Annotated in this window: 18 protein-coding genes; 7 read left to right on the forward strand and 11 right to left on the reverse strand. The window is 68.6% G+C overall.

What is annotated here, in order from left to right:
* Positions 1–4: 4 nt before the first annotated feature.
* From LFM09_RS01590 to LFM09_RS01605, 4 genes are all read right to left on the reverse strand, one after another.
* Positions 5–442, reverse strand: coding sequence for an SRPBCC family protein (locus LFM09_RS01590; protein ID WP_414094392.1), 438 nt, complete (start codon positions 440–442; stop codon positions 5–7).
* Between the two features lie 21 nt (positions 443–463).
* Complete coding sequence (locus LFM09_RS01595) at positions 464–1093, reverse strand: DUF4041 domain-containing protein (RefSeq protein WP_414094393.1); 630 nt, start codon at positions 1091–1093, stop codon at positions 464–466.
* A gap of 75 nt (positions 1094–1168) precedes the next feature.
* Positions 1169–1927: an LLM class flavin-dependent oxidoreductase gene (locus tag LFM09_RS01600; RefSeq protein WP_414094394.1), complete on the reverse strand. Its 759-nt coding sequence runs from the start codon at positions 1925–1927 to the stop codon at positions 1169–1171.
* A gap of 47 nt (positions 1928–1974) precedes the next feature.
* The gene (locus LFM09_RS01605; RefSeq protein ID WP_414094395.1) at positions 1975–2445 is read right to left on the reverse strand and encodes a hypothetical protein; all 471 of its coding nucleotides are present in this window, start codon (positions 2443–2445) and stop codon (positions 1975–1977) included.
* A gap of 141 nt (positions 2446–2586) precedes the next feature.
* Here LFM09_RS01605 and LFM09_RS01610 point away from each other — a divergent pair, with 141 nt between their 5' ends.
* On the forward strand, positions 2587–3138 hold the full coding sequence (locus LFM09_RS01610) for a hypothetical protein (protein WP_414094396.1): 552 nt from the start codon (positions 2587–2589) through the stop codon (positions 3136–3138).
* Here LFM09_RS01610 and LFM09_RS01615 read toward each other — a convergent pair.
* Together LFM09_RS01615 and mug are read right to left on the reverse strand one after the other, a co-directional pair.
* Positions 3128–5959: a BTAD domain-containing putative transcriptional regulator gene (locus LFM09_RS01615; protein ID WP_414094397.1), complete on the reverse strand. Its 2832-nt coding sequence runs from the start codon at positions 5957–5959 to the stop codon at positions 3128–3130. The genes LFM09_RS01610 and LFM09_RS01615 overlap by 11 nt on opposite strands.
* Positions 5960–6150: 191 nt before the next feature.
* Positions 6151–6702: a G/U mismatch-specific DNA glycosylase gene (mug, locus tag LFM09_RS01620; protein WP_414094398.1), complete on the reverse strand. Its 552-nt coding sequence runs from the start codon at positions 6700–6702 to the stop codon at positions 6151–6153.
* Between mug and LFM09_RS01625 the strand changes: the two genes are divergently transcribed.
* Positions 6686–7186: an HAD domain-containing protein gene (locus tag LFM09_RS01625; protein WP_414094399.1), complete on the forward strand. Its 501-nt coding sequence runs from the start codon at positions 6686–6688 to the stop codon at positions 7184–7186. The genes mug and LFM09_RS01625 overlap by 17 nt on opposite strands.
* Here the strand turns inward: LFM09_RS01625 and LFM09_RS01630 are convergent.
* The 4 genes from LFM09_RS01630 to LFM09_RS01645 all read right to left on the reverse strand — a co-directional run bounded on the left by LFM09_RS01630 (position 7144) and on the right by LFM09_RS01645 (position 10221).
* The gene (locus tag LFM09_RS01630) at positions 7144–7443 is read right to left on the reverse strand and encodes a hypothetical protein (RefSeq protein WP_414094400.1); all 300 of its coding nucleotides are present in this window, start codon (positions 7441–7443) and stop codon (positions 7144–7146) included. The two genes, LFM09_RS01625 and LFM09_RS01630, sit on opposite strands and share 43 nt — an antisense overlap.
* Positions 7444–7452: 9 nt before the next feature.
* A complete protein-coding gene (locus tag LFM09_RS01635) occupies positions 7453–7908 on the reverse strand; it encodes a hypothetical protein (RefSeq protein ID WP_414094401.1) in 456 nt (151 codons plus the stop codon).
* A gap of 74 nt (positions 7909–7982) precedes the next feature.
* Complete coding sequence (locus tag LFM09_RS01640) at positions 7983–9635, reverse strand: bifunctional metallophosphatase/5'-nucleotidase (protein ID WP_414094402.1); 1653 nt, start codon at positions 9633–9635, stop codon at positions 7983–7985.
* Positions 9636–9729: 94 nt separating this feature from the next.
* Positions 9730–10221: a hypothetical protein gene (locus tag LFM09_RS01645; protein ID WP_414094403.1), complete on the reverse strand. Its 492-nt coding sequence runs from the start codon at positions 10219–10221 to the stop codon at positions 9730–9732.
* A gap of 109 nt (positions 10222–10330) precedes the next feature.
* Here LFM09_RS01645 and LFM09_RS01650 point away from each other — a divergent pair, with 109 nt between their 5' ends.
* From LFM09_RS01650 to LFM09_RS01670, 5 genes are read left to right on the forward strand one after another with little or no spacing between them, the layout of a single operon-like run.
* Positions 10331–11056: a response regulator transcription factor gene (locus LFM09_RS01650; RefSeq protein ID WP_414094404.1), complete on the forward strand. Its 726-nt coding sequence runs from the start codon at positions 10331–10333 to the stop codon at positions 11054–11056.
* Entirely contained in the window at positions 11034–12443 is a 1410-nt protein-coding gene (locus LFM09_RS01655) for a sensor histidine kinase (protein WP_414094405.1), read from the forward strand. Before LFM09_RS01650 ends, LFM09_RS01655 begins: the two co-directional genes overlap by 23 nt.
* 18 nt (positions 12444–12461) lie before the next feature.
* On the forward strand, positions 12462–14186 hold the full coding sequence (locus tag LFM09_RS01660) for an ArnT family glycosyltransferase (protein ID WP_414094406.1): 1725 nt from the start codon (positions 12462–12464) through the stop codon (positions 14184–14186).
* Positions 14183–14923 carry a dolichyl-phosphate beta-glucosyltransferase gene (locus LFM09_RS01665; RefSeq protein WP_414094407.1) on the forward strand — a complete coding sequence of 247 codons (741 nt, stop codon included), beginning with the start codon at positions 14183–14185 and terminating at the stop codon, positions 14921–14923. The genes LFM09_RS01660 and LFM09_RS01665 overlap by 4 nt, the downstream gene beginning before the upstream one ends.
* A 55-nt stretch (positions 14924–14978) precedes the next feature.
* Positions 14979–16787 (forward strand): glycosyltransferase family 39 protein, encoded by a 1809-nt coding sequence (locus LFM09_RS01670; RefSeq protein ID WP_414094408.1) that lies wholly within the window; start codon positions 14979–14981, stop codon positions 16785–16787.
* Between the two features lie 3 nt (positions 16788–16790).
* Here LFM09_RS01670 and LFM09_RS01675 read toward each other — a convergent pair whose 3' ends face one another.
* Entirely contained in the window at positions 16791–17567 is a 777-nt protein-coding gene (locus LFM09_RS01675; protein WP_414094409.1) for an SGNH/GDSL hydrolase family protein, read from the reverse strand.
* Positions 17568–17597: the final 30 nt, after the last annotated feature.

Genomic DNA, 17597 nt, shown 5'->3' on the forward strand with positions numbered 1-17597 from the left:
GTGATCAAGCCCGTCCGCGAGCAATCGAGTCGAGGCGTTGCAGCGATTCCTTGTTGCGTGGAATCAGCAGCGCGTCCTGAAGGAACTTCGGCAGCAACGACGTGGGCCCGCGCACCACGCGCTCGGCCATCCGCACCTCCGTGAGGTCTGCGGACCGCGCTGTCAAGGTGAGGGTGATCCGGGCGGCACCGACCGGCCACAGCCGTGCGTCCAGCTCCAGCAGGCGCGACGGCTCGCACCGCACCACCTCGGTCGTGTCCTGGATGACCAACGGCCACGGACCCACGCTGTGGTGGATGCGCGTGCCGCACTTGGGCCAGCCGGCGTCGACGTCGCGGATGTGCGTCGCGCCCACCACCCAGCCCGCGTAAGACCAGCCATCGGCGAGAACCGTCCAGACGGCCTCGATGGGCGCTTCGACGTTCAGAGAAACCTCAGCCACGCTGGGGAAGTACCCCAGGGGTCACGATGCAATCCGGCGAGTGCGGCGGCTGTCCGCCTTGCGCTGCAGGTGGTCGGCGGTGAGCTCCAGCTCGTACATCCGCAACGCCTGGTAGCGCGGCGCGATCCGGAGGGCGAACGTGCCGCTGAGCCGCTCGATCGCCGACGTCGCGCGATCGAGCCGCCTGCGGGCGGCGTCCAGGCCACCGGCTCGCAACATGCGCAGGCAGTTCTCGGCCTCGCAGTTGTACGAGCGGAGCATCAGCGCCGACCAGTCCTCGACGAGCCGGCGCCCGGTGGCGTCCGACCCGTTGTAGGTGACCTGCCCGCCGCCCTCGATCGCGGCGCCGGTCTTGATCAGCGTCTTCATCTCGTCGTGGATCATGTCGAGCTGGGCCTGGTGGTCCGCGGTCGCGTCGGTGCGGAACACCCCGGCCCGCTGGAAGGTCAGCTCTTCCTTCAACGGCTGGAGCTCGGCGCGCGCGTTCTTGATCCGGTGCCGCAGCGCCACGAGCTCGGCGCCGGCGCGGTCGACCTCCTCCAACGCGATTGTTTGCGCTGTTCGGGCGTCACCGATTCGAGCGAGCAGCTCCTGAAGGCCTTCCACGGCCCGCTCCAGCTCAGCGATCCGGCGGTTCTTGCGCCCGAGCATGCTTACCTCCCCGAACAGCGACGAAAGGCCCACGACCGTTCCATCGCAAGGAGGAATCCACCGTTATCTATCGCGCTATGCACTCACACCATCGAGTGAACCCACAAAACGAACGAATCCTTCGGGGTCCTCACTCGTGGCCGACTGCTGCAAGATCACGCTGGTAGCGCCCGCTTCGGCCACCTGCGACACCAGGTCCGCGACGAACGCGCGGTCCCTCGAATCGGTCTCCACGTAGACGACGATCGGGTGCTCACGGGTCGCGCGCGTCTCGCGCACGCGGGCGAGGTCGGCCGACGCGTCCAGGATCGTGCCGTCGCCGATCTCCCCGGCGAGATCGAGGGTCTTGGGGCCGAGCCCGCCCACGTAGATCGGCATCGGCGCGGCGGGAGGCCAGTCCAGCGCCACCCCGGTCAGCGACACGTACTTGCCGGAACACGTCACCTGTTCGCCGGCCAACAGCGCCTTCAACGCGTCGGTGTACTCGCGCAACAGGGTCAACGGCGACGGCACTCGCGCGCCCACCTGCCCCATCCACGACTGCAGCCCGTGCCCGACACCGATCGTGACGCGACCGGGGAACAACCGGTCCAGCGTCGCGGCCTCCATCGCGGTCAGCGCGACGTTGCGCAACGGCACCGGCAGCAGGCCGACACCCACCTTCAGGCGGGACGTCCAGGCGAGAGCAGCGGAAGCGCAGGCGATACCGCTCTCCAGGAAGCAGTCCTCCCACAGCCACAACGAGTCCACTCCGGACTCCTCGGCTGCGAGGACGACGGAACGCAGATTCTCAGGCGGGAGCTGGGGCCGGTAGACGGCGCCGAGTGTGGTCACCCGACAACTACTACCGGCCCCGAGCGGAGTTCAGCAACCGCGTTGGTTCAGCAACCGCCGCAGTTGTAGTACGTGACGTCCCAGTGGTTCGACTCGCGGTAGTAGATGTTGCCCGAGCCCGACCGCCACTTGCTGCCACCGATGGAGGTGAAGGTGCGCGTGATGTAGTTGCTGACGCACGTGGACAGCGAGTAGTCCAACTTGTAGCCGTTCCAGTGCGAGTAGGTGCCCGACGCGTGGCCGGTCTCGGTGCCACCGGTGATGTTCAGCGCGCAGCCGGACGCCCGCTTGAACGTGATCGCACCCGAGATGCTGGTCTGCCGGACCTGTTCGAACGACGTGCAGTTCGGACGGTTGCGGTCGCTGCAACCACCGCTGGACGACCAGGTGATGCCGGCCGCGCGCAGCTGCGAGGTCGCCTGGGCGTGCGTGAGCTTCGTGGCCGCCTGTGCGACCGACGCGCCCATCACGAGGGCGGCGAACATCGCGATCACCGCGGTGATCATGCGAACGAGCATGCTCTCTCTCCTTCTGCCCAAACCAAGGTCGGGCAGAAGCTAGGAACGAGCGGTAAAGGCACGCCTAAATCGACCTTTGGCCGATCTTTGGCGCTGCCGTGGACAGTTCCGGTCACCAACAAGTCGATCGGAGCAACAACGATGCGCATTCGCCACGCCGTCGCGGCGACCGCTCTCTCGCTCGGGCTGCTGTCCGGCATCACGGGCATCGCCCACGCCGCCCCGGAGGGTCCTGCCGAGCAGGAGACCGCCATCTCGCAGGTGGAGGCGGCGGCCGGGTACGGCGGCTCGATCTCCCGCACCGAGGTCATGAAGCGCGCGAAGGACTGGTGGGACCGCAAGATCCCGTACTCGCAGACCGCCTACGCGTACGACATCAACCGCGGCAAGAAGTACCGCACGGACTGCTCCGGCTTCGTCTCCATGGCGTGGAAGCTGACCACGAGCCGCAACACGTCCACTTTGGACGAGGTCGCCACGAAGATCGCGTGGGCGAACCTCAAGCCGGGCGACATGATCCTGCGCAACGGCCACGTGAAGCTGTTCGAGAAGTGGGCCAACGCGGCGCACACCTCCGTGTGGATCTACGAGGAGGGCAGCACCGCGACCGACATGGACCACGAGACCGTGTCGATCGCCACGCTGAAGAGCGGCGGCTACGCGCCGTGGAAGTACAAGAAGATCACTGGCTGATCACGAGGTTCCACTGGACGGGCCACTGGAGCGCCTCCCCGGACTCACGGGTGCCCAGTCGCCCGAACAGTGCTGAGGCCTCACCCCAGCAGCGGCCCGCGCCTGCGTTGTCCCCCAAGCAGGCGTGGGCCGCACCGAGGTCTCTGAGCGTGCGCGCCCGCCACAACCGCAGGCCGAGGTCCGTCCACGACGCCAGCGCGTCGGTCAGCACCGTCCGCGCACCGGTGTAGTCGCCGCCCGCGAGCCGCCACTCCCCCAGCGTGCGCCACACCAGCGCCTCGCCGAAGCGGTCGCCGACGTCGCGGCAGCCGACCAGTGCGGTGTGCAGGAGCTTCTCGGCCGCGTCGAAGGAGCCCTTTCTTATCAACACTTTCGCCCACGCCTGGGCGGTGTAGCAACCGAGCAGCTCGTCACCGGTGCCCGCGACCATCTCGTGGGCGCGCACGATGTGCTCCTCGGCCAGGTCCAGCTCGCCGCGAGCACGGTGCACGAGTCCGATCCCGCGCGCTGCCAACGCTTCTCCCCGCCTGCTTTGCGCCCGGCGGTAGGTGGTCTCGGCTTGTTCCAAGGTGTCGAACGCCTGGTCGTCCTGCCCGAGTTCTCTTGCTATCGAACCGATTCCGTACAGCGCGTGGGCAACGCCTTCGGGATCCGTCGCCTCCAGCAGTTCCCTGGCCCGGCCCAGCGCTTCCAGGGCGCACGGGTACTCGCCGAGATCGCGGCAGACCATGCCGATGCCGTTCATCGCAACGGCTTCACCGCGTTTGTCGCCCAGGTTCACGAACAACGTCTGCGCGGTGTCGAACCACGACCGCGCCTCGACGAGGTTGTCGCGCTTGTAGTGCATCTGACCGAGGCTGCAGCGCAGGACCGCTTCGAGCCTCAGATCTCCGGTCTTCCACACGGCTTCCAGCGCCGCTGTGTGTGTTCGTTCCCAAGCCTCATAACGGTTTCTGAGCCCGAACCAGGCGAACACCAGCACCTCGGCGAGCTGCGACGCGATCTCCGCGAGCCCCAGCTCCGCCGCTCGTTCGACGAGCTTGGTCAGCAGCGACTCCTCCCTGGCGAACCACGCGTCCTTGTCGGTCGGGCGAGCCGCTGCCGTCACCACTCCGAGCGAGTCCTGCATCCGGGGTACAGCAAGGAAGAGCTGCTCAGTAAGACCATCTACTGTGGACAGTGCGGCCAGGACGGCCCTTCTGACGAGATCTTCGCGGTCCTGTTGGGGGTCTTCGGCTTCGGCGAGCTCGCGGGCGTGCAGCCGCACCAGCTCGTGCATCCGGTACCGCGCGCTGCCGATGACGTCGAGCAGCCGCGCGTCCACGAGCTGGTCGAGCACGTCCTCGTCGAGCAGGTGCACCCACAGGTAGCTCGGCACCTCGGGCAGCCCGAGGAACCCGAAGATCCGGTACGCGCCCTGGACGTCTTCGGGGAGCCCGCGATACGTCAGCTCCAGGCTCGATCGCACCGCCAGGTCGTCCGCGACCAGCTCGTCGAGCCGGCTGCGTTCGTCACTCAGCCTCCTGACCAGCTTCGACACCGGCCAGTGCGCCCGGCCCGCGAGCCGCGCCCCGGTGATCCGCACGGCGAGCGGCAGATACCCGCACAGCCGCGCCACTTCACCGGCCTGGTCGGGCTCCGCGGCAACCCTTTCGTCGCCGAGGATCCTCTGCAGCAGCGTGACCGCCTCGTCGCTGCTCAGGACGTCGAGCGGAATCCTCCTGACACCTTCCAGCCCGCACAACCGGCTGCGGCTCGTGATCAACGTCAGACAACCCGGGCTACCCGGCAGGAGCGGCCGCACCTGCGACACGCTCACGACGCCGTCCAGCACGATCACGACCCTGCGCCCGCCGACCGTCGCCCGCCACAGCGCCGCGCGTTCCTCCGCCGACTCCGGAATCCGCTCACTCGGCACGTCCATCGCGCGCAGCAACGCGTCCAGCGCCCCCGACGGCGAGTGCAGATCCACGAACAACTGCCCGTCCGGATACCGATCCGCCAGCCGATGAGCCGCGTGCACGGCCAGCGCACTCTTGCCCACGCCCGCCGGCCCCTCGATCCACCACACGCCGCCGTCGCAGTCGAGCAGCCGGCTCAACTCCCTGTCCCGCCCGGTGAAGTCCCCAGCGTCACGCGGCAGGTAGTTGCGCCGACTTTCTTTGGTTCCCTCAAGCACGTCCCGGTACAGCTGCTGCATCTGCTCGCCCGGCTCGACCCCGAGCTCGTCCACGAGCACCTTGCGCGTCTCCCGGAACACCCGCATCGCGTCCGCCCGGCGCCCGGCCCTGGCGAGCGCGGTCATGAGCTGCCCTCTGAGCCGCTCCGCCAACGGGTACTCGGCGACCAGCGTTCCGAGCCGTTCAACCAGCTCCGCGTGCCGCCCCAGCGCCAGCTCCGCGTCCACCCACTGCTCCGCGGCCGCAAGCCGTTGCACGTCGAGCGTCTGCGCGAACACGACCGGCGCCCCGCGCCACAGCTGCAGCGCCTCGTTGAGCGTCTCGGCCTTGGCCTTGAGATCGGTCTCCCCACCGGCCCGCGTGACAAGCCTGCGGAACAGGTGCAGGTCGACGTTTTCCGGCTCGGCGTTGAGCACGTACCCCGCCGCCCGGTGCTCGACCGGCAGCCCGGCCCTGCGCAGGCTGCTGATGTGCACCTGCAGCGACTTGCGCGCCTGCGGCGGCGGCTCCTCACCCCAGATGAGATCGATGAGCCTCTCGACGGGCACGATCTTCCCGCACTCGACCGCCAAGACGGCTAGTATCTGCGCGGGCTTCGGCGGCACTGTCGGCTCGACCGGCCCGAGAATCCTGACCTCCACTGTGCCCCCACCAGTGTTGAAGATTCACCATGTTCTGCGCGGCATTGCCAAATTTTGACGCAGCCTGGGACGCTTAGGTTCCACTTCTGGGTGAATGCACTCGAACGGACGCAGATCTGGATGCAACCAGACCAGACAACACTGCGTCCAGCCCACTTTCAGTGGGCATAAATGTGAACCTTTGTGCCGGTTCACAGACTTGCTTTGAGCCTGCCGAACTCCTCGGCAAGTGCCGGCAACTGCCAGTGCGCGTTCAACCCGCTCGGATTGGGCAGCAACCACACCCGCGTTGGGCCGATGGTGTCCAGCTGCAGCCCGACCTGTGCTTTCTTCCGGCTGAAGGCCTGGCGATACACCGTCACGCCGAGCACCGCGAGAACCTTCGGTGAATACCGCTCGACCTTTTCGGTGAGCTCTCGGCCACCTTGACGCATTTCGTCAATTGTTAATTCGTCGGCTTTGGCGGACGGCCGCGCGACGACGTTCGTGATGCCGAGCCCGAGATCGAGCAGTTGGTCCTGCTCCGCAGGCAGGAGCAGCCGCGGGGTGAAACCGGACAAATGCAGAGCGGGCCAGAACCGGTTGCCGGGCCGCGCGAAGTGGTGGCCGGTCGCTTCCGACACGAGGCCCGGGTTGATGCCGCAGAAGAGGACGTCGAGGCCGGGCTTGATCACGTCGGAAATCACGCGCCCAAGCCTACGAGGTGCCCGCAGGTACCGTGACGCCGTGGCCGCGCTCCCCATCCTCTTCCTCGACGTCGACGGCCCACTCCTCCCCTTCGGTGAAGGCGTCCCGGGCACCCCTGGCCTGTCCCGCCTCGACCCCGTGCACGGCCCCTGGCTGAAAGCCCTCCCGTGCGAGCTCATCTGGGCCACCACGTGGATGGACACCGCGAACGAGCACCTGGCGCCCTTGCTGGGCCTCCCGAAGCTGCAGGTGGCCACCTGGCCGGACGACCCGGCAACCGAAGAACAAGACGCAACCCAGGGCCTGCACTGGAAAACCCGCGGCCTGGTCACACTCGCCGGCACCAGGCCGTTCGCCTGGGCAGACGACGAGCTGACCGAAGCAGACCGCGCGTGGGTGGCCCAGCACCACCCGAAAGCCCTGCTGCACAGGGTGAACCCACGCCACGGCCTGACAGACGCCGACTACCTCACCCTGGACGCCTGGCTGAGAGCCCTTCAAGCAGCAGGCACCCGAGGCCGCGGCGTCCACATCGTGTAGCCAGCACGGCGCGCATCCTCCGGCGAGTGGAAGAACGCATCGCCCTTCATCCTCTTGTAGTAAGGGGATTCCGGCGTGTGGAACATCATCGTCCGCGAGTTGGCCTTGATCGCGGGGGCCACCACGATCTCCTCCATGATCGACAGAGGAGCCTCGGGCACGACCACGCGTGGCCTCATGGTGAGCCAGGTCAGCAGGACACCCGCGAGGAAGGCGCCCGCGCACAGCAGGAACATCTGGAGAAAGAACCCGAGCAACGAACGCTCCTAGTCCGAAGTGAAGTCCTCGTCGACGCGCAGATCAGGAACCGCGGCGCGCAGGGCGTCGCTCAGCACGCCCGCGCGTTCCGGGTCCGCGACGCGGGCCGACGCGGTCAGGCGTCCTTTGTGGACGACGCCGGTGAAGTCGGTGACGCCGTGGTCCAGCACGACGCCCAGCAGCGAGGCGGCGTCCGCAGCGGTGACGGGCATCCGTTCGCCGGCGTACGGGGTGATCATGTCGGTGATGCGGTGGGCGGCGGTCACCACGCGCACGGCGTCGACGACCTCCTGGCGCTCATGAGCAGACCCCGCGGTACCGGCCAGCACGATCTCGGACGAGCGCACGGCGAACACCAGGTGCCCGGGCTCAATCTCGCCTGAAGGCCGGAACGCGGTGCCCACCGAGGCGAGCAGCATCGGCACGACAAGAGCGCCGACGAAGACGCGCTGCGGTAACTGCACGCGCCTGGCCTATCCCATTCGGACGCTGCGATTCCACCACCCGCACCCAAACACCCAGGACAACACGCCCGAATTCACCCGTTAGTGGTCACCATGACCGGCACCCCGCCGGACACCAGACGCCAGTCCGAACGGACGAAAGCAGCGGGGTCCAAAACCCCGGCGGACCGAACCCACTCGATCAGCAGCTGGCGGATCTCCTGCTGCTGGTTGTGCAGCACCGGCGCGGAGGCGATGTGCGGGAAGTCGCCGCCACCCGCCTGCCGGTAGTTGTTCACGGCCACCGCGAACTCGAACGAGTCCGGAACCGGCTCGCCGTCGTAGGCCAGCCCCACGATCCGCGACCCGACCGGCTTGGAGATGTCGATGTCGTAGGTCAACGGCGCGGAAAGGCCGTAGGCGATGTCGAAGTTGTAGTCCGGCACGTCCGCCGAGACCTCGGCAGCGGTGAACGGACCCGGACCCGACACCTGCCGGAAGTAGGAAGCCGACTCCTCCAGGAAGTCGCGCAGCTCCGCCCCGGTCATCCGCACGCCCATCAGCGTGTTGTCGAAGATGTAAAGGCCGGCAACGTCCCGAATGGACACTTCGCCGGCCGGAATCGCCGCCGCGCGGTTGAAGGGCGCGCACAACGACACCACCGGCAGCGACGTGGACTTGGACACCTCCAGCGCCTGCACGTGGTTGATGAACCCCAGCGCCGGCGTGTCCTCGAACCGCGACCGCGCGGCCGACATCGCCCCGAGACACGTGCCGATCCGCCCGTTGACGTACGACACGACCTTCGAGTGATCATGCGTCAAAAGCCGCACGATCCGCGGATCCTCCGAAACCGAAGCCGACGACAGCACGGAAGACCGCGAGGAAACCAGCTCCCAGCGCTCCGAGAACCGCAGGTCGAACTCCATCAAAGACAACCGCTTGCCCCAGTACAACGGCTCGGTCAGCAGCACCGGCCGCCCGGTCACCTTGTTCGTCACGATCCGCTGCGGGATCTCCACGTGCGCGTGCCCGACCAGCACGGCGTCGATCCCCGGCACGGTCTCGGCGAGCAGTTCGGCGCAGTTCTCCGGGAACGGCACCTGATCACCCAGCGACGACGACAGATCGGCGCCGGAGTGAGCCGCCACGATCACCAGATCGGACTTCGACCGCACCTCCGGAACCCAGTGCAGCGCGTGCTCCACCAGACCCGGGAACGTCAGCACACCCTCGACGACCGCCCTGTCCCACACCGCGATCCCGGGGTTGGTCAGCCCGAGGATCCCGACGCGCAACGGCGGCCCGCCCGTCCGCCACACCGTCTTGATCACGTACGGCGCGAACGCGGGTAACCCGGTGGCGACGTCCAAAGCGTTCGCGGCCAGCAGCGGGAAGTCCAGCTGCCGCTCGAACGTCCGCAGCACTTCCAGCCCGTAGTTGAACTCGTGGTTGCCCAGCGCCGCCGCCGTGTACCCGATGGCGTTCATCGCTGCCGCCATCGGGTGCACGTGCGTACGCGTCGTGATCGGTTCGACCTTCGCGTAGTAGTAGGCGAGCGGTGTGCCCTGGATCGTGTCGCCCGCGTCGAGCAACAACGTCCGATGCCGCCCCACTTCGTCACGCACCCCGTGGACCAACGTGGAGATCTTCGCGAGCCCGACGTCGTTGTGCGCGAAGTCGTCGAACTCGCGGTCCAGGTAGTAGTCCCAGTTGAAGAGGTTGCCGTGCAGGTCGGTTGTGCCCATCACCGTCAGTGTGAACGTGCGCAGACCGCTCACCTCCGGTTGTGGTCGGGCCTTGAACCCGACCATAACCACTCACACTTGACCAAGCAGCCAGCTACCGGGTCGGAGGTGCTTGGCCCTGTTGGCCGCGCTGACCAGGCTCGACCACGCTGGAAGCCACTGTCTTGCCGTCCTCTGTGGTGGCGATCACGGTCACGGTGTCACCCTGTTCGACACCTTCGGCCACGGTGTCGGCGTCGATCACGTACGTCTTGGTGTAGCCGTCGGTCGACTTCACCTCCAGTGACGTGTCGCTGATCGACGTCACCTCGCCGGTCTGGAACTCGCCGTGCGTCGCCGTGCCGGAGCCGAGGCCCATGCCAGGTCCACGCATGCCGCCACCGTCCTGCGGCCTACCGCCCATCCCGCCAGGGCCGCCCATGGCGCCGGTCTCGGAGTTCGTGCCGCTAGCCGCGTAGATCGCGACTCCACCGGCCGCGGCGATGCCCACGGCGATGGCCACGGCCGCCACTGTCTTCTTCGCGGTCCACGCCGGGCGCGCCGCGGGTTCAGGTGCGCCCCACTCCGGGGGCTGTTGTTCGGTCATGTCAGTCACCGTGGCCGCGCCACCTGTGCCGAACCTGTGCTCCGAGTAGGCCTGAGCTGTGCGGAGCGCTCACAGCTGGTACACAGGATCCGCGTTCACGATGGGAGCCATGCGCGCGATGAAGACCGAACTCCGCAGGCCGGACGGGCAGCCGGTGCGGGTGCTCGTGGTGGACGACGAGTCCAGCCTGGCCGAGCTGATGTCGATGGCGCTGCGGATGGAGAAGTGGGAAGTCCGCACGGCGCTCGACGGTCAGACGGCGGTGCGGACCGCGCGCGAGTTCCGGCCGGACGTGGTGGTGCTCGACGTGATGCTGCCGGACTTCGACGGTTTCGAGGTGCTGCGCCGGATGCGCGCCGACTCCCCCGCGTTGCCGGTGCTGTTCCTGACCGCGAAGGACGCCGTGGAGGACCGCATCGCCGGGCTCACCGCAGGTGGCGACGACTACGTGACCAAGCCGTTCTCGCTGGAAGAGGTCGTGCTGCGGCTGCGCGCACTGCTGCGGCGCACCGGCGTGACCGACGCGGACGCGGGCGCCAGGCTGGTCGTCGGCGACCTGTCGTTGAACGAGGAGACGCGCGAGGTCGAACGCGCCGGCAAGTCGATCGACCTGACGGCGACGGAGTTCGAACTGCTGCGCTATCTCATGAGCAACCCGCGGCGGGTGCTGAGCAAGGCGCAGATCCTCGACCGGGTCTGGAGCTACGACTTCGGCGGCCAGGCGAACATCGTCGAGCTCTACATCTCCTACCTGCGCAAGAAGATCGACGCCGGACGCGCTCCGATGATCCACACGATGCGAGGCGCCGGGTATGTCCTCAAGCCTGCGACCTAGAACCCTGCGGCCCCGGACTCTGCGGGCGAAGCTGGTCTCCGGTCAGATCGCCCTGGTCACCGCGCTGTGCCTGGTGATCGGCGGAGTGGCGGTCCTCGCGCTGCACGCGTTCATGATGGGCAACCTCGACAGCCAGGTCATGAACCTCAAGCCACCGCCGCCCGGTTCGCCCTACAGCTCCCCCGGCATCAACGCGATCATCCAGCGCGACGGCACCATCGACGGCACGATCGAGCTGCCCGGCTGGGACCAGCCGCGTCCGCTCACCGACGAGGAGATCACGGCGCTCGAAGCCGTGCCCGCAGGCCTGCACACCGTCGACCTGGGTGAGACGGGCGAGTTCCGCGTGGTGACCGACCGGATGCGGGTCAAGGGCCTGCCGCTGTCCCTCGTCACGGGCGTGGTGTGGCAGATGGTCTGGATCCTCGCCGGGCTCATCCTCGCTGGTGCGGCGGCCGTCGCACTGGCGGGCCGGGTGATCGTGCGGCGCGCGCTCGTGCCGCTCGACCGGGTCGCCGAGACCGCGACCAGAGTCTCCGAACTGCCGTTGCACGAAGGAGAGGTCGCGCTCGCCGAACGCGTGCCGGACGAGGACACCGACCCGCACACCGAGGTCGGCAAGGTCGGGCTCGCGCTGAACAAGATGCTCGGGCACATCGGCGACGCGCTGAAAGCCAGGCACGACAGCGAAACGCGCGTGCGGCAGTTCGTCGCCGACGCCTCGCACGAGCTGCGCACCCCGCTCGCCGCCATTCGCGGTTACGCCGAACTGACGCGCAGATCGGCCGAGGACGTACCTCCGCAGATCGCGCACGCGATGGGCCGGGTGGAGTCCGAGGCGGTGCGGATGACGTCACTGGTCGAGGACCTGCTCCTGCTCGCCCGCCTCGACGCCGGCAGGCCGTTGGAGCGCAAGGACGTCGACCTCTCCCGGCTGGTGCTGGACGTCGTCGGCGATGCCAGGATCGCGGGCCCCGACCACAGCTGGAAGCTCAGCCTGCCCAGCGATCCCGTGCACGTCACCGGTGACGTGCAACGGCTGCACCAGGTCATCGGCAACCTGCTGTCCAACGCCCGCACGCACACCCCGCCGGGCACCACCGTCACCACCGGCCTGTCCGTCCACAACGGACAGATCGACCTGACCGTCACCGACGACGGACCGGGCATCCCGCAGGGCCTGGAAGTGTTCGAACGGTTCGCGCGCGGAGACTCCTCACGCTCGCGCGCCGCGGGCAGCACCGGCCTGGGCCTGTCGATCGTCGCCGCGGTGGTCGGCGCGCACGACGGCGAGGTGTCCGTCGCAAGCGTGCCCGGCCGCACGACGTTCAAGGTTTCCCTGCACACAGGTCGTTCACAGCGAGAGCACACGGCCGACCCAGGCTAGGCCGCGAGTCTCGTCCGCATGAGACGAGAACGCCTGGCGCTGGCGGTCCTGCTGATCGCGACCGGCGCGCTGTACCTGTGGCGGCTGGGGGACTCGGGCTGGGCCAACGCCTACTACTCCGCCGCCGCCCAGGCCGGCGCGACGAGCTGGAAGGCGTGGTTCTTCGGCTCGTCCGACGCCTCCAACGCGATCACCGTCGACAAGACGCCCGCCTCCCTGTGGGTGATGGGCCTGTCCGCCAGGCTGTTCGGCGTCAACGCCTGGAGCATCCTGGTGCCGCAGGCGTTGATGGGCGTCGGCAGCGTGTGGCTGCTGTACGCGACGGTCCGCCGCTGGTTCTCCCCCGCCGCGGCGCTGATCTCCGGCGCGGTGCTCGCACTGACCCCGGTAGCGGTCCTGATGTTCCGCTTCAACAACCCGGACGCGCTCCTGGTGCTGCTGCTGATCGCGGGCGCCTACTGCGTCACCCGCGCGGTCGAGAACGCCAGTCCGTACTGGCTCGCGCTCGCCGGTGTCGCGGTCGGGTTCGGCTTCCTCACCAAGATGCTGCAGGCCTTCCTGGTGCTGCCCGCGTTCGCGCTGGCCTACCTGATCGCCGCCCCGACGACGATCGGCAAGCGGGTCCTGCACCTGTCCGGCGCGCTGGGAGCCATGATCGTCGCGGGCGGCTGGTGGATCGTCGCCGTCGAACTCACGCCGGACCGGCCGTACATCGGCGGCTCGCAGACGAACAGCGTGCTGGAACTGGCGTTGGGCTACAACGGTCTCGGCCGGCTCACCGGTGACGAGGTCGGCAGCGTCGGCGGCGGCCGCGGCTGGGGCACGCCGGGCTGGAGCCGCCTGCTGAGCTCGGAGATGGGCAGTCAGATCGCCTGGCTGCTGCCCGCCGCGCTGGTGCTCCTGATCGCCGGGTTGTGGCTGACCAAGGGCCGCGCCCGCACCGCGCTCGCGTTGTGGGGCGGCTGGCTCGTCGTGACCGCCGCGGTGTTCAGCTTCATGAACGGGATCATCCACTCCTACTACACCGTGGCGCTGGCACCCGCGATCGCCGCGATCATCGGCATCGCCGCGGCGGAGCTGTGGGAGCGTCGACACGAACCCGCTGCCGCAGCAGTGCTTTCCGGTTCCGTCGCGTTGAGCGCGCTGCAGTGCTACCTGCTGATCAACGCCTTCTCCACGCCCGTCGCGGTGATCGTGCTGATGGCCGGCCTGATCGCGGCCGTCGGCCTGGTCCTGTCGATGCGCTGGGCCATCCCGGTCGCACTTGTCGCCGCGCTGCTCGGCCCCACCACCTACTCCTTCGCCACCGCCGCCACCCCGCACACCGGCGCGATCCCCTCCGCGGGCCCGTCGAGCGGACGGATGGGCATGGGCGGCGGTGGCGGGCTTCTGGGCGCCTCAACTCCGGATGCCGAAGTCGTGACCCTCTTGCAGGACAACGCGAGCGACTACAAGTGGGTCGCCGCGACGATCGGCTCCAACAACGCGGCGGGCCTGCAGCTCGCGAGCGAGCAGCCGGTGATGGCGCTCGGCGGCTTCAACGGCACCGATCCCGCGCCGACCCTGGAGCAGTTCCAGGAGATGGTCCGAAATGGACAGATCCACTACTACGTCGCGGCCGGCCGGATGATGCAGGGGGACACCGGCAGTGACGCCGCCCACGAGATCGCCGAGTGGGTCGCCGAGAACTACACCGCGACCACCGTCGCCGGTACCACCCTCTACCAACTGGACGCGTCATGACCACTCTCGACGTGGTGATCCCGGTCTACAACGAGGAACACGACCTGCCGAGGTGCGTCGACCGGCTGCTCACCGAACTGCCGAAGCTGTTCCCGCACGACTTCCGGATCACCATCGCGGACAACGCGAGCACCGACCACACGTTGCAGATCGCCGAGAACCTGACGCGTGCCCACGAGCTGGTGCGCTGCATCCACCTGCCGCGCAAGGGCCGTGGCGGTGCGTTGAAAGAGGTCTGGTCGGTCTCGGACGCGGAAGTGCTGGCGTACACGGACGTCGACCTCTCGACAGATCTCAGGGCGCTCGCACCGCTGGTCGCGCCGCTGCTGTCCGGGCACTCCGACCTCGCCATCGGCAGCAGACTCGCGCACGGCGCCCGCGTCACCCGCGGCGTCAAGCGCGAGGTGATCTCCCGCTGCTACAACGTGTTGCTGCGCGCCACGCTCCCCACGCACGTCACCGACGCGCAGTGCGGGTTCAAGGCGATCCACACCCGCGCCGCGCACGCGCTGCTGCCTCACGTCGAGGACACCGGCTGGTTCTTCGACACCGAACTGCTGGTGCTCGCCGAACGCGCGGGCCTGCGCATCCACGAGGTCCCCGTCGACTGGGTGGACGACCCGGAATCCAGCGTCGACATCCTCGCCACCGCCCTGGCCGACCTGCGCGGCATCGCGCGGTTGCGCCGCACTCTGCCGACCCTGCCGGTGATCGAACTCGCGAGGGCCGCCGCATGACCGCCACCAACTCCCGCCCGGCCACGCCGGTCATCCAACTCGGAAAGGCCCCGGCATGACCGCCACCCTCGCTCCCGCACCCGCCGCACCGGCGCCGGCCGCAACCCGGAGCACGAAACCGTTCCACCGCATAGCTTTCCTCAGCCTCCTCACTGGGACCGCCGTGCTGTACCTGTGGAACCTCACCGCGACCGGCTACGGCAACGACTTCTACGCGGCCGCGACGCAGGCGGCGTCGCAGAGCTGGAAGGCGTTGCTGTTCGGCTCGCTCGACCCCGGCAACACGATCACGGTCGACAAGCCGCCCGCGTTCCTGTGGGTGAGCGGCCTGTTCGCCAAGGTGTTCGGCTTCTCCAGCTGGACCGTGCTCGCCCCGCAGGCGCTGGAAGGCGTTGCGGCGGTGGCACTTCTGTACGCGACGGTCAAACGCACGTCCGGTCCGGGCGCGGCGCTGTTCGCCGGTGCCGCATTCGCTCTGACGCCGGTGGCGACGCTGATGTTCCGGTTCAACCTGCCGGATGCGTTGCTGGTGCTGCTGATGGTCGCGGCCGCGTACTGCACGGTACGAGCGCTGGAGAAGGCGAGCCCGTGGTGGCTGATGCTCGCGGGAACGGCCATCGGTCTCGCGTTCCTCACCAAGATGTTGCAGGGATTCCTGGTGCTCCCCGCGCTCGCGCTGGCCTACCTGGTCGCCGCGCCGACAGCACCGCTCAAGAGGCTCTTGCACCTGCTCGCGGCCGGGCTCGCCGTGGTCGTCTCGGCCGGGTGGTTCATCGCGCTGGTCGAGCTGTGGCCGGCGGCCAGCCGCCCGTACATCGGCGGTTCCACCAACAACTCGTTGTGGGAGCTGGCGATCGGCTACAACGGCCTGGGCCGCATCTTCGGCAACTCAGGCGGCGGACCCGGTGGCGGCGGCATGAGCGGCAACGGGAACATCGGATTCGGCGGCTCCACCGGCATCGGCCGGTTGTTCGGCGCCAGCATGGGCCCCGAGATCTCCTGGCTGCTTCCGGCCGCGTTGATCGGTCTCGCCGCCGGACTGTGGTTCATGCGGCGGGCGCCGAGAACTGACCGCACCCGTGCGGCGCTGATCCTGTGGGGTGGCTGGACTCTCGTCACCGGCGCGGTGTTCAGCTTCATGAGCGGCATCACGCACCCCTACTACACGGTCGCGCTGGCGCCCTCTATCGCTGCTCTCGTCGGCATTGCCGGACACGGGTTGTGGCGTGGCCGCGCGCACTTCCCGGTGCGGATGGCGTTGACGGCCATGGTCGCGACGACCGGTGTGTGGGGCTTCATCCTGCTCAACCGCACACCGGACTGGACGCCGTGGCTGCGCTGGGTCGTGCTGGTCGTCACCGCGATCGCCGTGCTGGCACTGGTTTTCGGGGTCAACGGCCGCAAGTGGCTGGTGGGTGTGCTCATCGCGGCGGCATTGCTCGGCACCTCCGGCTACGCGTTCGCGACCGCCGCCACCACGCACAGCGGCTCGATCCCGTTGTCCGGTCCGCGTTCGCAACAGGGCGGCGGAATGCGGGAAGGCGGTTCGTCCACCGAGGTCGTGCAGCTGTTGAAGGCCACGGACAACGAATGGGCCGCCGCGACGATCGGTGCGCAGAGCGCGGCGTCGTTGCAGCTGGCGTCCGGCCGGTCGGTGATCGCGATCGGTGGCTGGAACGGCAGCGATCCCGCGCCCACGCTGGAGGAGTTCAAGGCGCTCGTCGCGGACGGCAAGGTGCGCTACTTCGTCGCGGGTGGCGGACGAGGCGGACCCGGCGGCGGCAACAACGAGATCAGCGAGTGGGTCGCGGCGAACTACCAGGCCACGACCGTCGGTGGTCAGACCATCTACGACCTGGATTGATCGTCAGATGCGGCCGGTGTCGGCGGACAGCACGTCCGTCGGCACCGGTCCCGCCACCTCGGTCGGCGTCTCGTCGGCCCACAGCAACGGCAGCAGGTCGGCACCGCGCCGGAACAGCCACGGAACCCCCTTGAGCGCCAACCAGGCGACGTGGTGCCACACCGTCAACTCGCGCCCACCTGAGCACTCCAGGCTGACCTCGCCGACCTCGTGCCCGACCGAGCGCAACTCCGCGGCGAACGCCTGCGCCAGCATCCGGTGCCCGCGCTCGGACGGGTGCAGCCGATCGACCGCCCACGTCTCCAGCTCGTACGCGCCAGGCAGCGTGTGCAGGTCGACGCACCGCACGCCGTGGCGCGCGACGACGACGTCGACCACGCGGTTGTACTCGTCGATGCGGTCCTTCAACACCCGCCGCAACCGGCCCGGCAGCTTGAACACGCGGCCCTGGTCGTGGAACCGCACGGTGACCACGGAGACCCCGGCAGCGGTCAGCTCGCGGCAGATCGTGTCGAGGTCCTCGTGCATCTGCCGCACGGAGAAGTCGGACCGGAGCGTGTCGTTGACACCGGCGATGACGACGGCGGCGCTGGGCTTGTCGCGCAGGGCCTGCGGCAGCTGAAAGCGTCTGACGTCGGCCAGCCGCGCCCCGGAGACGGCGTGGTTGCGGTAGCCGTTGCCCGGGTAGGCGGACGAGAGGATCGGGCCGAAGCCGCGCCAGCCGCCGGGAACGAGGTCGCCGATACCGACCGCTGTCGAGTCACCGAGTAGCACCAGCACGCGACTCAGGATCTGCGTGCCCGGTGATCT

Origin of the sequence: Lentzea alba (assembly GCF_047445655.1) — a bacterium.
Lineage (GTDB): Bacteria > Actinomycetota > Actinomycetes > Mycobacteriales > Pseudonocardiaceae > Lentzea > Lentzea alba_A.

What these genes read in the sequence shown, in the direction of transcription:
- LFM09_RS01595 (WP_414094393.1), bottom strand. Translation starts at nt 1,093, where the DNA reads ATGCTCGGGCGCAAGAACCGCCGGATCGCTGAGCTGGAGCGGGCCGTG.
- LFM09_RS01605 (WP_414094395.1), bottom strand. Translation starts at nt 2,445, where the DNA reads ATGCTCGTTCGCATGATCACCGCGGTGATCGCGATGTTCGCCGCCCTC.
- LFM09_RS01610 (WP_414094396.1), top strand. Translation starts at nt 2,587, where the DNA reads ATGCGCATTCGCCACGCCGTCGCGGCGACCGCTCTCTCGCTCGGGCTG.
- mug (WP_414094398.1), bottom strand. Translation starts at nt 6,702, where the DNA reads ATGGGGAGCGCGGCCACGGCGTCACGGTACCTGCGGGCACCTCGTAGG.
- LFM09_RS01640 (WP_414094402.1), bottom strand. Translation starts at nt 9,635, where the DNA reads ATGGGCACAACCGACCTGCACGGCAACCTCTTCAACTGGGACTACTAC.
- LFM09_RS01645 (WP_414094403.1), bottom strand. Translation starts at nt 10,221, where the DNA reads ATGACCGAACAACAGCCCCCGGAGTGGGGCGCACCTGAACCCGCGGCG.
- LFM09_RS01650 (WP_414094404.1), top strand. Translation starts at nt 10,331, where the DNA reads ATGCGCGCGATGAAGACCGAACTCCGCAGGCCGGACGGGCAGCCGGTG.
- LFM09_RS01655 (WP_414094405.1), top strand. Translation starts at nt 11,034, where the DNA reads ATGTCCTCAAGCCTGCGACCTAGAACCCTGCGGCCCCGGACTCTGCGG.
- LFM09_RS01660 (WP_414094406.1), top strand. Translation starts at nt 12,462, where the DNA reads ATGAGACGAGAACGCCTGGCGCTGGCGGTCCTGCTGATCGCGACCGGC.
- LFM09_RS01665 (WP_414094407.1), top strand. Translation starts at nt 14,183, where the DNA reads ATGACCACTCTCGACGTGGTGATCCCGGTCTACAACGAGGAACACGAC.
- LFM09_RS01670 (WP_414094408.1), top strand. Translation starts at nt 14,979, where the DNA reads ATGACCGCCACCCTCGCTCCCGCACCCGCCGCACCGGCGCCGGCCGCA.